The organism is Streptomyces sp. ISL-10, from assembly GCF_018614575.1.
GTDB lineage: Bacteria > Actinomycetota > Actinomycetes > Streptomycetales > Streptomycetaceae > Streptomyces.
The window spans coordinates 112934-125686 of record NZ_JAGGOJ010000013.1; the positions used below are offsets into that span (position 1 = coordinate 112934).

Here is a 12753-nt window from a genome sequence, read left to right on the forward strand (position 1 = left end):
TAAATCTTCACGACCGCTCGGGGACGCCACCCCTGTCCCCGAGGGCGCTTGAACCGGCAGACCGCCGGTAGCACTCCATCCACATCCGGGGGGATCAGGACCTGATCCGTTACCGCGCAGCGGTCGCGGCGGATCAGTATGGAGAAAGGGCGCATCACCATGACCTCGGTGCAGGTCGACAAGCACACCGGCGACGAGGCCGGGGGCAACACTTCGCAGGAAGGCTACGAGCGCGGGCTCGGCAGCCGGCAGGTCCAGATGATCGCCATCGGCGGAGCCATCGGCGTCGGACTCTTCATGGGGGCCGGCGCGAACATCGCCAAGGCCGGTCCCAGCATCATCCTGATGTACGCCCTCGCGGGCGTCGTCATCTTCTTCATCATGCGCGCGCTCGGGGAGCTGCTCCTCTATCGTCCGGTCTCCGGTTCCTTCGCCGAGTACGCACGTGAGTTCCTCGGCCCGTTCTTCGGCTTCGTCACCGGCTGGACGTACTGGCTGATGTGGATCGTCACCGGCATGGCCGAGCTGACCGCCGCGGCCATCTACATCCACTTCTGGTTCCCCGAGATCCCGCAATGGGTCAGCGCCCTGGTCTTCCTGGTGGTGCTCTTCGGCGTCAACCTGATCTCGGTGAAGATCTTCGGCGAGGTCGAGTTCTGGTTCTCGATGATCAAGGTCACCGCGATCATCGGCATGATCGTGATCGGTCTCGGCGTCCTCACCCTCGGCTTCTCCGACGCCGGTGACACCGCCTCGGTCTCCAACCTCTGGTCCTACGACGGGATCTTCCCCAACGGCATCGGCTCGAGCCTGATGACCCTCCAGGGCGTCATGTTCGCCTACCTCGCCGTGGAGCTCGTCGGTGTCACGGCCGGCGAGTCCGAGAACCCCGAGAAGACCCTGCCCAAGGCGATCAACACGCTGCCCTGGCGCATCATCATCTTCTACGTCGGCGCCCTGGTCGTGATCCTCTCTGTCGTCAAGTGGACGGAGTTCTCCGCGGGCGAGAGCCCCTTCGTGCACGCCTTCGCGAAGATCGGCATCCCGCTCGCCGCGGGCATCGTCAACTTCGTGGTGCTCACCGCGGCCCTGTCCTCCTGCAACTCCGGCATGTACTCCACCGGCCGGATGCTGCGCGACCTCGCCTCCAACGGCGAGGCCCCCCAGGCCCTCGGCAAGCTCAACGCCCGCCGCACCCCGGCCCTCGGCATCGCCGTCTCCGTGACCCTGATGGGCATCGGCGTGGTCCTCAACTACATCGTCCCGGAGAAGGCCTTCGGCTACGTCGTGTCCGTGGCCACCGCGGCCGGCATCTGGACCTGGATGATGATCCTCGTCAGCCACATCCGCTACCGCTCCGCGGTGGACGCGGGACGGCTGCGTGCCTCGTCCTTCCCGGCGCCGGGCGGCGCGCTCTTCAGCTGGGTCGCCCTGCTCTTCCTCGTCGGTGTGACCGGCATGGTCGCGCTCGACGAGGCGGGCCGGATCTCGCTGTACGTGGCGGCCGTCTGGGCCGTCGGCCTGGCCGTCGGCTGGCAGGTGCTGAAGCGGAGCAACCCGCGGATCGCCGAGCACACGCAGCGGGAGTACGCGACGAAGTCCGACTGACGCGGCGGTGGTGTCCACCACCCGTCTCACTTGATGGCCTCCGGATCTCGGATCCGGAGGCCGTCTGCCTATCCTGTGGCCCATGCTGACCATCACCCGGGACCTCTTCGACCAGATCGTCGCCCACGCCCGTGAGGACCACCCCGACGAGGCCTGCGGCGTCGTCGCCGGACCGGAGGGCTCCGGCCGTCCCGAGCGCTTCATCCCGATGCTGAACGCCGCCCGGTCACCCACGTTCTACGAGTTCGACTCGGCCGACCTCCTCAAGCTCTACCGCGAGCTGGACGACAACGACGAGGAGCCGGTGATCATCTACCACTCGCACACCGCGACAGAGGCGTATCCCTCGCGCACCGACATCAGCTACGCGAACGAGCCGGGCGCGCACTACGTCCTCGTCTCCACCGCCGACACCGACGACGCGGGCCCCTTCCAGTTCCGCTCGTTCCGCATCGTCGAGGGCGAGATCACCGAGGAAGAGGTCAAGGTCGTCGAGGCGTACTGACGCCGGGCCGCCCTGGGCGCGGCGGGCCCTCCCGCGGCGCCGCCGTCGGCCCGTGCCCGCATTCCGAGCGGAATTCGTCCATCATGCGAGATCACACTCAGGGATCCGGACCGGGAATCGATACGATGACCGCATGGTTCTCCACGACGTGAGCGACAAGACGCCGAGCACCCTGCTGCTCGTTGCGCGGCTGCACGTCGACCTGTGCCGCCTCGCCAGCGCGATGTGTACGGCCCGCGCCGCGTTCTGACGCACGAGCGCACCACGCCAGCAGCACCCCCTCGCGCGGGGGCCACAGCCGCGCGCCCCTACGCCACCTTCCGACAGGAGCCCACGTCATGGCCATCGAGGTCCGCATCCCGACCATCCTCCGCACCTACACCGGCGGAGCCAAGGCCGTCGAAGGCAACGGAGACACCCTCGCCGAGCTGTTCGCCGACCTCGAGACCCGGCACAACGGCATCAAGGAGCGCATCGTCGAAGGCGACCAGCTGCGCCGCTTCGTCAACGTCTACCTGAACGACGAGGACGTCCGCTTTCTGGACGGCATCTCCACCAAGCTGTCCGACGGCGACAACGTGACGATCCTGCCGGCCGTGGCCGGCGGCATGGTCTGATCCCCATGCGCTACGACTCCCCGCTCGCGGCCGTCGGCAACACGCCGCTGGTCCGGCTCCCGCGGCTGTCCCCCTCCGAGGACGTCCGCATCTGGGCCAAGCTGGAGGACCGCAACCCGACCGGCTCGATCAAGGACCGCCCCGCGCTCCACATGGTCGAGCAGGCGGAGAAGGACGGCCGGCTCACCCCCGGCTGCACCATCCTGGAGCCCACCAGCGGCAACACCGGCATCTCGCTGGCGATGGCGGCCAAGCTCAAGGGCTACCGCATCGTCTGCGTCATGCCGGAGAACACCTCCCAGGAGCGCCGCGACCTGCTCGCCATGTGGGGCGCCGAGATCATCTCGTCCCCGGCGGCGGGCGGCTCCAACACGGCGGTGCGCGTGGCGAAGGAGCTTGCCGCGCAGAACCCGTCGTGGGTGATGCTCTATCAGTACGGCAACCCGGACAACGCGGGCGCGCACTACGCCACCACCGGGCCCGAGATCCTCGCCGACCTGCCGTCCGTCACCCACTTCGTGGCGGGCCTCGGCACCACCGGCACGCTGATGGGCGTCGGCCGCTACCTGCGCGAGCAGAAGCCGGACATCAAGATCGTCGCCGCCGAGCCGCGCTACGACGACCTCGTATACGGCCTGCGCAACCTCGACGAGGGCTTCGTCCCCGAGCTCTACGACGCATCGGTCCTGACGACCCGCTTCTCGGTGGGCTCCGCGGACGCGGTCACCCGCACCCGTGAACTCCTCCAGCAGGAGGGCATCTTCGCGGGCGTCTCCACGGGCGCGGCACTGCACGCCGCGATCGGTGTCGGGAAGAAGGCGGTGAAGGCCGGGGAGCAGGCCGACATCGTGTTCGTGGTGGCCGACGGCGGGTGGAAGTACCTCTCGACGGGCGTCTATACGGCGCAGACGACGGAAGAGGCGATCGAGACGCTGCAGGGCCAGCTCTGGGCCTGACCCGGGCCGTGTACCCGGAGAGGCGCCTTGTGCATGCCGGGCCCGGCGGCTTGTACAGCCCGGGCCGTGGTTCACCCGGGCAGGTGCCTTGTGCAGCCCGGGCCGTGGTTCACCCGGGCAGGTGCCTTGTGCAGCCCGGGCCGTGGTTCACCCGGGCAGGGGCCGTTGACGGTTGGTGACGGTGGTGGGTTTCCTCGGGGTTGGCCGCATGGGGTGGGGTGGCCCCGTAAGCCGACTCCGGTCAGGCAGCGAGGTGCCGGACCTGGTCCCAGACCGTCGGGTCCACCGTGCCCACCCTCCGGCGGAACTCGCCCACCCGTACGTCCCGCAGCTCGTCCGTCTCCAGGAAGCTCGGGCGCCCCTGTGCGTCGCCCACGGCGCCCGGCGGCAGCGCGATCACCCCGGGGCGCTCGTCGTGGTACCGGCTGGTGATTTTCGCGACGAGGGCCGTCCGGCCCCGTACGGCCAGCACCAGGCACGGGCGGTCCTTCGAGCCCGGCCCGTCCTCGTAGGGCACATCGGCCCACCAGATCTCGCCCGGCGACGGCAGCCGCTGCGGCCCGCCTCCGCGCCCGCGCTCCCCCGGCCGCGCCGGTGGCCGCCTGCGCCCGCCGGGCCGCCGCAGGCCCCGGCCGAGGCCGTCGGAGACCGCGGCGACGAGGGCGAGTGCGACGACGGCTATCACAGCGAGCCACCAGGACGTGTCCATAGCGCAGACGTTACCTCCGCCTCCTCTGCCGCCGCGCAGCCGGACGACGTCCCCCAGCGGCCCGCTCCCCGCCGCGGCAGGGTGAGTTCTCCCACAACACACCGCTGCTGTGGAGCGACCTGCCCTTTCGCGCCTTACGCTCGACGGACCGCACGACCTTCCCCCAGCCCTCCTTCGTCCTCGGAGGTTCCCGCTCAATGAAGCTCACCGTCGTCGGTTGCTCGGGGTCGTTCCCTTCCGCGGATTCGGCCTGTTCGAGCTACCTCGTAGAGGCCGACGGCTTCCGGCTGCTCCTCGACATGGGCAACGGAGCCCTGGGCGAGTTGCAGCGACACTGCGGTCTCTACGACCTCGACGCCATCTTCCTCAGCCACCTGCACGCGGACCACTGCATCGACATGTGCGGATACTTCGTGGCCCGTTACTACCGCCACGACGGCGGCCGCTGCGCGCCCATCCCGGTCTACGGCCCCGAGGGCACCGAGCAGCGGCTGACGACGGCCTACGCGGACACGCCCTCGCCGACGTCGATGAGCGAGGTGTTCGACTTCCACACGCTGAAGCCCGGCGCCTTCGAGATCGGCCCGTTCTCCGTGCGCACGGAACGGGTGGCCCATCCGGTCGAGACGTACGGCATCCGGGTGGAGCACGGCGGGAAATCGCTCACATACTCGGGAGACACGGGCGTGTGCGACGCGCTGGACGAACTCGCCGCCGGCACGGACCTCTTTCTGTGCGAGGCGTCGTTCGTGCACGGCAAGGAGGACATTCCGGACCTCCACCTCAACGGCCGTGAGGCGGGCGCGTGCGCGCGGCGGGCCGACGTGGGGCGGCTGGTGCTGACCCACATCCCGCCGTGGACGGACGGCGCGCAGAACCTCGCGGACGCGCGCGCGGTGTACGAGGGGCCGTCGGAGATCGCGGTACCGGGCGCGGTCTACGAGCTCTGAGCCGGTGCACGACAAAGCCCCCGCCCTGACAAGGGCGGGGGCTTCGGTGTGGCGGGGCCTACTTGGCCTCGGCCTTCTGCAGCTCGGCGAGCTCCTCGTCGGACTCGCGGCCCGGCGTCGGAAGGTTGAACTTGGTGATCGCGAAGCGGAAGACCACGTAGTAGACCGCCGCGAAGCAGAGTCCGACCAGAGCCAGGCCCCACGGGTTGGAGGCGATGCCCAGGTTGAGGCCGAAGTCGACCGCGCCGGCGGAGAAGCCGAAGCCGTCCTTCATGCCGAGCGACCAGGTGAGGGCCATCGAGACACCGGTGAGCACCGCGTGGATCGCGTAGAGGACGGGCGCGATGAACATGAACGTGAACTCGATCGGCTCGGTGACTCCGGTGACGAAGGAGGTCAGCGCGAGCGAGAACATCATGCCGCCGACGACCTTGCGGCGCTCGGGCCGGGCGCAGTGGACGATCGCGAGGCAGGCCGCGGGGAGGGCGAACATCATGATCGGGAAGAAGCCGGTCATGAACTGTCCGGCGGTCGGGTCGCCCTCGAGGAACCTGGCGATGTCACCGCTCTTGCCGTTGTACTCGCCCGCCTGGAACCACGGGAAGGAGTTCAGCAGGTGGTGCATGCCGACCGGGATCAGCGCACGGTTGGCGACACCGAAGATGCCCGCGCCGACGGCGCCGGAGTTGACGAGGCTCTCGCCGAACCAGTGCAGACCCGAGCCGAGCCACGGCCAGATCAGGCCGAAGACGATGCCGGCGAGGAGACCGGCGAAGGCCGACAGGATCGGGACAAGACGGCGACCGCCGAAGAAGCCCGCCCAGTCGGGCAGCTTGGTGCGGTAGAAGCGCTGGTAGAGCAGCGCCACGATGAGACCCATGACGACGCCGCCGAGGACCTTGGCGTCGACCGCCTGCTCCACCATGACGATCTTGCCGTCGACTATGGCTTCCTTCTTGGGCAGGCTGCTGTCCGTGAACGTGGCGAGCACGTTCTTGAAGACCAGGTAACCGGCGACCGCGGCGAGAGCCGTCGAGCCGTCGGACTTCTTGGCGAAGCCGATCGCGATGCCGACGGCGAACAGCAGGGCCATGTTCTCCAGGAGGGCGCCGCCACCGGCCGCCATGTATCCGGCGATCTTGGTGACGAAGGTCGGGAACGATTCCCTCGCGAGCATGTCGGGCTGGCCGAAACGCACCAGCAGCGCGGCAGCCGGCAGCACCGCGACCGGCAGCATCAGGCTGCGGCCGATGCGCTGCAAGACAGCCATCGCACCGGCGCCCGTCTTCTTCTTGTCCGCCGCGGGGGCGGCACTGGCCGTGGACATCAACTTCCTCCAGGGGACAAGGCGCCGCAAGGGAAAGAACACGGGGGAGGGCGGCGTCTCAAGGGGATGCGGCAGGTGGTCTGGACCGCATGGTCTACACCACTCAGTGGTGTAGACCTGTTGTAGCACGGTGAGGGTTGGATAAGGAACCTGCGAAATTCTCGGGCCCGGTAACGATCCGATGAATGCAGACCAACGCCCCGGGGTGCGGCAGAGCCCCGGGGTCGTCCGGGGGTCCGCAGCTACTACTCGGTGCGGTCCGCGCTACTTGGTGACGTCGCGGCGCATCTCTTCCCCGACCTCGTCCGGCTCCCGGCCGGCGTGGGGATGTTGAACTTCGTGATCGCGAAACGGAAGATCACGTAGTACAGAGCCGCGAAGGCCAGTCCGATCGGGATGATCAGCCATGGCTTCGTCGCCAGGCTCCAGTTGATGACGTAGTCGATCAGTCCGGCGGAGAAGCTGAAGCCGTCCTTGGCGCCGAGCGCCCACGTCACGGCCATCGACACTCCCGTGAGCACGGCGTGGATCGCGTACAGCAGGGGTGCGACGAAGAGGAACGAGTACTCGATCGGTTCCGTGATGCCGGTGACGAACGACGTCAGTGCCACCGACAGCATCAGGCCGCCCACCTCCTTGCGGCGGTCCGGTTTCGCGCAGTGGGTGATCGCGAGGGCCGCGGCCGGCAGGGCGAACATCATGATCGGGAAGAAGCCGGTGGTGAACTGGCCCGCGTTCGGGTCGCCCGCGAGGAACATGGTGATGTCACCGTGCACCACCGTGCCGTCGGGTTTGGTGTAGCTGCCGAACTGGAACCAGATGGGCACGTTGAGGAACTGGTGCAGTCCGATGACCAGTAGCGCCCGGTTCGCCACACCGAAGATGCCCGCGCCCCAGGCGCCCAGGCCCACCAGCCAGTCGCTGAAACTCTCCAGCGCGTCACCGATCGGCGGCCACACCCACAGACACAGCGCGGCGACGCCGATCGCGATGAACGACATGATGATCGGCACCAGTCGGCGGCCGTTGAAGAAGCCCAGCCAGTCCACGAGCTTGGTGCGGTGGAACCGCTGCCAGAAGTAGGCGGTCAGCAGGCCCATCACGATGCCGCCGAAGACGCCGGGATTCTGGTACGTGAAGGCCGTGACGGTCCCGTCGGGCGCCTGGCAGCCGGTCGTGACCGCCGTGCCGCCCTCGATGCAGTCCTTCGGGAACTGAAGCAGCACGTTGTAGTAGACGAGGAATCCGGCCACCGCCGCGAGAGCCGTCGAGCCGTCCGACTTCTTGGCCATGCCGATGGCGACGCCGACGCAGAACAGCAGCGGCAGGCCGATGTTGGCGTCGAGCAGTGCGCCGCCCGCGCCCGCGATGACCTTGGCGACGCCCTCCCAGCCGAGCCCCTCCGCCCCGAAGACGTCCGGCTGGCCGAGCCGGTTGAGGATGCCGGCAGCGGGCAGGACGGCGATGGGGAGCTGGAGGCTGCGTCCCATCTTCTGGAGCCCCTGGAACGCGCCGGTCCACCACTTCGGTCGCGGCGCGGGCGCACTCTCGGTGCTCATCGGCATGCCTCCGAAAACAGGCCCTGTTTGGCAGCTGCCGCAGACTGGTGTAGACCAGTTGCGATACGGTTCCGGCGCCCCGTCGCACGGCAGGGCACCGGTGATCATCATCATTCGGTACGAGACGGTTACTCGCCCGTGAAGATGGGCCAACCGTGCGTTACCGTGACAAACCGGACCAACTCGGATCAATGGTGGGCCGAGGCAGCGCCCAGCGCGCTTGAACGCAGGGAGAATCACATGGCCAGCAAGGCTGAGAAGATCGTCGCCGGGCTCGGCGGGATCGACAACATCGAAGAGATCGAGGGCTGCATCACCCGCCTCCGCACCGAGGTCGCCGACCCCAGCCTGGTCGATGAGGCCGCGCTCAAGGCCGCCGGTGCGCACGGCGTCGTGAAGATGGGCACCGCGATCCAGGTCGTCATCGGCACCGACGCAGACCCCATCGCTGCCGACATCGAAGACATGATGTGAGCGACGCGCGCGAGGCCGCCGGGGCGCGGGTGCGGGTGGTGGCCGTGGTTTCGCCGAGTGGGCGGAGAAGCGGACCGGAAATGCTGTGAGCGACGCGCGCGAGGCCGCCGGGCCGCGGGTGCCGACGACGATGTGAGCTGCTCCCGGCCCCCGCCGCCGACCCCCGAGGGGCCTGATCCGTACCACCGGAACGGGCCCCTCACCCATCTGCCGATAGGCTCGTTCCCATGTCACGCATCGACGGCCGAACCCCCGAACAGCTCCGCCCCGTCACCATCGAACGCGGCTGGAGCAAGCACGCCGAGGGCTCCGTCCTCATCTCCTTCGGCGACACCAAGGTCTTCTGCACCGCCTCCTTCACCGAAGGCGTGCCCCGCTGGCGCAAGGGCAGCGGCGAAGGCTGGGTCACCTCCGAGTACTCGATGCTCCCGCGGTCCACCAACACGCGCGGCGACCGCGAATCCGTACGCGGCAAGATCGGCGGACGCACCCACGAGATCAGTCGGCTCATCGGCCGCTCCCTGCGCGCCGTCATCGACTACAAGGCCCTCGGCGAGAACACCGTCGTCCTCGACTGCGACGTGCTCCAGGCCGACGGCGGCACCCGTACCGCCGCCATCACCGGCGCCTACGTCGCCCTCGCCGACGCCGTCGCCTGGGCACAGGGCAAGAAGCTGATCAAGCCCGGCCGCAAGCCGCTCACCGGGACCGTCGCCGCCGTCAGCGTCGGCATCGTCGACGGCACCCCTCTCCTCGACCTCTGCTACGAGGAGGACGTCCGCGCCGAGACCGACATGAACGTCGTCTGCACCGGCGACGGCCGCTTCGTCGAGGTCCAGGGCACCGCCGAGGCCGAGCCCTTCGACCGCAAGGAGCTCAACGCCCTCCTCGACCTCGCCACCGGAGGCTGCGCCGACCTCGCCGCGCTCCAGACCGAGGCACTCGGAACCGCACTGCCCGCTTAGGGATGTTCGCGGACCAGGGCCGAACACCCCTGAGGCCGCGCAGCAACCACAGGCGCCCGCAGGGCGTCGTTACCCTCACGGGCGCACGGGCCGAACCGTGCGCCCGTCCGTACCCCGGAAGGACCTTCCATGTCTGCGCGCCGCCGCATAGCCCTCACCATCGCCGCAGCCGCCCTGCTGGTGCCCGCAGTCACCGGCTGCGCCGCACTCGACAAGGCGCTGGACTGCGTCGAAACCGCCGACGCCATCGCCACCAGCGTCGACAAGCTGCAGCAGGCCGTCTCCACCGCCGCCGACGACCCCACCCAGGCGCGCGAGGCCCTTGACGAGATCGACCGCGAGCTGAAGAACCTCGGCGACAAGACCGACAACGCCGACCTCAGCAAGGCCGTCGACGACCTCGCCAGCGGCGTCGACAACGTCCGCAAGTCCGTCGACGGCGGCGACACCACCCCCGACCTCAAGCCCGTCACCGACGCGGCCGGCGAGATCGGCAAGGTCTGCACGCCGTAGATACTGGGGCCATGACGCGCCTGATCCTTGCCACCCGCAACGCCGGGAAGATCAACGAACTCAAGGCCATCCTCGCCGAGGCCGGTATCACCCATGAGCTCGTCGGAGCCGAAGCCTTCCCCGACGTCCCCGATGTGAAGGAGACCGGCGTCACCTTCGCCGAGAACGCCCTCCTCAAGGCCCACGCGCTCGCCCGTGCCACCGGTCTGCCCGCCGTCGCCGACGACTCCGGCCTCTGTGTCGACGTCCTCGGCGGCGCGCCCGGCATCTTCTCCGCCCGCTGGGCCGGCACCCACGGCGACGACAAGGCCAACCTGGAACTGCTGCTCGCCCAGCTCAAGGACATCGACACCGCCCACCGCGGCGCCCACTTCGCCTGCGCGGCGGCGCTCGCCCTCCCGGACGGCACGGAACGCGTCGTCGAAGGCCGGCTCCGCGGCACCCTGCGCCGCTCCCCGGAAGGGACGAACGGCTTCGGCTACGACCCGATCCTCCAGCCCGAGGGCGAGATGCGGACCTGCGCGGAGCTGACCCCGCAGGAGAAGAACGCGATCAGCCACCGCGGCAAGGCCTTCCGGGCGCTGGTGCCGGTGGTGCGTGAACTCCTGGGCTGACGCCGGGAGTCGATGGTGCGGTCGGAGGGACTCGAACCCTCACGGGAGTTACCCCACTGGGACCTAAACCCAGCGTGACTGCCAGTTCCACCACGACCGCGAGTCGCCCGGCCATGGTACTGGCCGGGCGCGGGGCTCAGATGCCGAGGTCCTTGATGATCTTCGCGACGTGGCCGGTGGCCTTGACGTTGTAGAGCGCACGCTCGACCTTGCCGTCCTCGTCGACGACGACCGTGGAGCGGATGACGCCCGTCACCGTCTTGCCGTAGAGCTTCTTCTCGCCGAACGCGCCGTACGCCTGAAGGACCTCCTTGGAGGGGTCGCCGACCAGCGTGACCTTGAGGGCCTCCTTCTCGCGGAACTTTGCGAGCTTCTCCGGCTTGTCGGGCGACACGCCGATCACGTCGTAGCCCGCGCCCGCCAGCACCTCCAGGTTGTCGGTGAAGTCGCAGGCCTGCTTGGTGCAGCCGGGCGTGAGCGCCGCCGGGTAGAAGTACACGATCACCTTGCGGCCCTTGTGGTCGGCGAGCGACACCTCGTTGCCGTCGGCGTCGGGCAGGGTGAAGGCGGGGGCGGTGTCGCCGGGCTGCAGTCGCTCGCTCATGGTTCTCCTCCAAGGCACGTGGGTGTACGCCGTCGAGCGTAATAGGGGTGCCGTGGGGTGCGGGCGCGGCCGAGCTGACAGACTGTCGATGAAGGATTACCGGACACGACGACGGAGGCGGCGCGGTGTCGGACACCAGGACCCCAGCGCAGATCGAGGCGGACATCGTCCGCCGACGCGAGATGCTCGCCGAGATGCTCGACGAGATCGGTGTGCGTATGCACCCCAAGACGGTCATCGGCGACGCGAAGGCGAAAGTGGCCTCCAGCGTGGACCAGACGGTGGGCCGTGCCTTCGTCGCCGTGAACCGCACGGTCTCGGACGTGAAGGCACAGTTCGTGTCGGAAGACGGCGCGCCACGGCTGGAGCGGGTCGTTCCGGTGGCGTTGGTGGCCGTGGGGCTGGTGGGGCTGTTGGCCGTCTCGGCACGCAGGCGACGGGCGTGACCCGGCGGCGCGGGCAGGGCTGAGGGGCAGGTAGGTTCGTCGCGTGAGCACCAGAAGTCATCAGCACAGCACCCAGCACGACAAGCTACCGATCCGGATGCTGCACGACCGCGTGCTGGTCAGGACGGACATCCCGGAGGGCGAGCGGCGCTCCAGCGGCGGCATCGTGATTCCGGCGACCGCTGCGGTGGGCCGGCGGCTGGCCTGGGCCGAAGTTGTCGCGGTGGGACAGAACGTGCGCACGGTGGAGCCGGGCGACCGGGTCCTGTACGACCCCGAGGACCGGGCCGAGGTCGAGGTGCGGGGCGTGGCGTACGTACTGATGCGCGAGCGCGATCTGCACGCGGTTGCGGCGGACCGGTTCCAGGGGTCCGAGGACTCCACGGGCCTGTACCTGTAGGCGTCGCCTGGAGGAGTTCGCAGCGGCCCTGGACGGGCTGCAGGGCTGGTGGCAGAAGTCACCGGCCCTTTTGCGTGCTGTTTGCTACGTTGGAGACACCCGACGAGACGCGCCGTACCGGGATACGCAAAGACGACGCACCCGTGTTGTTCCGCGTCTCGGAGGTGCCGTCATGGCCTGGGTTCTGCTTGTTGTCGCCGGTCTGCTCGAGGTCGGCTGGTCGATCGGGATGAAGTTCACCGACGGGTTCACCAGGCTCTGGTCGAGCGTGTTCACCGGTCTCGGGATCGTCGCCAGCATGATGCTGCTGTCGCATGCCGCGAAGACGCTGCCCATCGGCACGGCGTACGGCGTCTGGGTGGGCATCGGTGCCGCGGGCGCGGCGGTGGTGGGCATGCTGGTGCTGAACGAGCCGGTCACGGCGGCCCGGATCTTCTTCGTGTGTCTGCTGCTGGTGGCCGTGGTGGGCCTGAAGGCGACGTCGGGTCACTGAGTCACTGAAATCA

General features: G+C 68.9%; 16 protein-coding genes, 1 tRNA gene, 1 pseudogene and 1 riboswitch. Of the genes and pseudogenes, 13 read left to right on the forward strand and 5 right to left on the reverse strand.

Annotation, left to right across the window (positions count from 1 at the left end):
• Positions 1 to 159 precede the first annotated feature (159 nt).
• From J7E88_RS17095 to J7E88_RS17110, 5 genes are all read left to right on the forward strand, one after another.
• Positions 160 to 1608 (forward strand): amino acid permease, encoded by a 1449-nt coding sequence (locus J7E88_RS17095; protein WP_215181904.1) that lies wholly within the window; start codon positions 160 to 162, stop codon positions 1606 to 1608.
• An 82-nt stretch (positions 1609 to 1690) separates the two neighbouring features.
• Complete coding sequence (locus J7E88_RS17100; RefSeq protein ID WP_215181906.1) at positions 1691 to 2113, forward strand: Mov34/MPN/PAD-1 family protein; 423 nt, start codon at positions 1691 to 1693, stop codon at positions 2111 to 2113.
• Positions 2114 to 2246: 133 nt separating this feature from the next.
• Positions 2247 to 2363 carry a putative leader peptide gene (locus J7E88_RS37435; RefSeq protein WP_374196289.1) on the forward strand — a complete coding sequence of 39 codons (117 nt, stop codon included), beginning with the start codon at positions 2247 to 2249 and terminating at the stop codon, positions 2361 to 2363.
• Positions 2364 to 2451: 88 nt separating this feature from the next.
• Positions 2452 to 2730, forward strand: coding sequence for a MoaD family protein (locus J7E88_RS17105; protein WP_215181908.1), 279 nt, complete (start codon positions 2452 to 2454; stop codon positions 2728 to 2730).
• 5 nt (positions 2731 to 2735) lie between these two features.
• Positions 2736 to 3686, forward strand: a complete 951-nt coding sequence (locus J7E88_RS17110; protein ID WP_215181910.1) for a PLP-dependent cysteine synthase family protein — start codon at positions 2736 to 2738, stop codon at positions 3684 to 3686.
• Between the two features lie 241 nt (positions 3687 to 3927).
• Here J7E88_RS17110 and J7E88_RS17115 read toward each other — a convergent pair whose 3' ends face one another.
• Complete coding sequence (locus tag J7E88_RS17115) at positions 3928 to 4395, reverse strand: type II toxin-antitoxin system PemK/MazF family toxin (protein WP_215181912.1); 468 nt, start codon at positions 4393 to 4395, stop codon at positions 3928 to 3930.
• Positions 4396 to 4592: 197 nt separating this feature from the next.
• On the opposite strand from J7E88_RS17115, the gene J7E88_RS17120 reads away from it, so the two are divergent.
• Positions 4593 to 5345, forward strand: a complete 753-nt coding sequence (locus J7E88_RS17120) for an MBL fold metallo-hydrolase (protein WP_215181914.1) — start codon at positions 4593 to 4595, stop codon at positions 5343 to 5345.
• A 58-nt stretch (positions 5346 to 5403) separates the two neighbouring features.
• On the opposite strand, the gene J7E88_RS17125 is transcribed toward J7E88_RS17120, so the two are convergent.
• Together J7E88_RS17125 and J7E88_RS17130 are read right to left on the reverse strand one after the other, a co-directional pair.
• Entirely contained in the window at positions 5404 to 6672 is a 1269-nt protein-coding gene (locus J7E88_RS17125; RefSeq protein ID WP_215181916.1) for a PTS transporter subunit EIIC, read from the reverse strand.
• A 264-nt stretch (positions 6673 to 6936) separates the two neighbouring features.
• Positions 6937 to 8231, reverse strand: a pseudogene (locus J7E88_RS17130) (PTS transporter subunit EIIC).
• Between the two features lie 240 nt (positions 8232 to 8471).
• Between J7E88_RS17130 and J7E88_RS17135 the strand changes: the two are divergent.
• From J7E88_RS17135 to rdgB, 4 genes are all read left to right on the forward strand, one after another.
• The gene (locus tag J7E88_RS17135; RefSeq protein ID WP_177152560.1) at positions 8472 to 8705 is read left to right on the forward strand and encodes a glucose PTS transporter subunit EIIB; all 234 of its coding nucleotides are present in this window, start codon (positions 8472 to 8474) and stop codon (positions 8703 to 8705) included.
• A 227-nt stretch (positions 8706 to 8932) separates the two neighbouring features.
• Positions 8933 to 9670 (forward strand): ribonuclease PH, encoded by a 738-nt coding sequence (gene rph, locus J7E88_RS17140; RefSeq protein ID WP_215181918.1) that lies wholly within the window; start codon positions 8933 to 8935, stop codon positions 9668 to 9670.
• Positions 9671 to 9799: 129 nt separating this feature from the next.
• The gene (locus tag J7E88_RS17145; protein ID WP_215181920.1) at positions 9800 to 10183 is read left to right on the forward strand and encodes a hypothetical protein; all 384 of its coding nucleotides are present in this window, start codon (positions 9800 to 9802) and stop codon (positions 10181 to 10183) included.
• Positions 10184 to 10194: 11 nt separating this feature from the next.
• Positions 10195 to 10797, forward strand: coding sequence for an RdgB/HAM1 family non-canonical purine NTP pyrophosphatase (rdgB, locus tag J7E88_RS17150; protein ID WP_215181922.1), 603 nt, complete (start codon positions 10195 to 10197; stop codon positions 10795 to 10797).
• Positions 10798 to 10810: 13 nt separating this feature from the next.
• Here the strand turns inward: rdgB and J7E88_RS17155 are convergent.
• Together J7E88_RS17155 and bcp are read right to left on the reverse strand one after the other, a co-directional pair.
• Positions 10811 to 10897 (reverse strand) — tRNA-Leu (locus tag J7E88_RS17155).
• A 36-nt stretch (positions 10898 to 10933) separates the two neighbouring features.
• Positions 10934 to 11401 carry a thioredoxin-dependent thiol peroxidase gene (gene bcp, locus J7E88_RS17160; RefSeq protein WP_215181924.1) on the reverse strand — a complete coding sequence of 156 codons (468 nt, stop codon included), beginning with the start codon at positions 11399 to 11401 and terminating at the stop codon, positions 10934 to 10936.
• A gap of 125 nt (positions 11402 to 11526) precedes the next feature.
• Here bcp and J7E88_RS17165 point away from each other — a divergent pair, with 125 nt between their 5' ends.
• From J7E88_RS17165 to J7E88_RS17175, 3 genes are all read left to right on the forward strand, one after another.
• Complete coding sequence (locus J7E88_RS17165) at positions 11527 to 11847, forward strand: DUF3618 domain-containing protein (protein WP_215181926.1); 321 nt, start codon at positions 11527 to 11529, stop codon at positions 11845 to 11847.
• A gap of 43 nt (positions 11848 to 11890) precedes the next feature.
• Positions 11891 to 12247 carry a co-chaperone GroES gene (locus J7E88_RS17170; protein ID WP_215181928.1) on the forward strand — a complete coding sequence of 119 codons (357 nt, stop codon included), beginning with the start codon at positions 11891 to 11893 and terminating at the stop codon, positions 12245 to 12247.
• Between the two features lie 76 nt (positions 12248 to 12323).
• Positions 12324 to 12389, forward strand: a riboswitch (guanidine-III (ykkC-III) riboswitch).
• A gap of 30 nt (positions 12390 to 12419) precedes the next feature.
• Positions 12420 to 12740, forward strand: a complete 321-nt coding sequence (locus J7E88_RS17175) for a multidrug efflux SMR transporter (protein ID WP_215181930.1) — start codon at positions 12420 to 12422, stop codon at positions 12738 to 12740.
• The last annotated feature ends 13 nt before the right edge of the window (positions 12741 to 12753 follow it).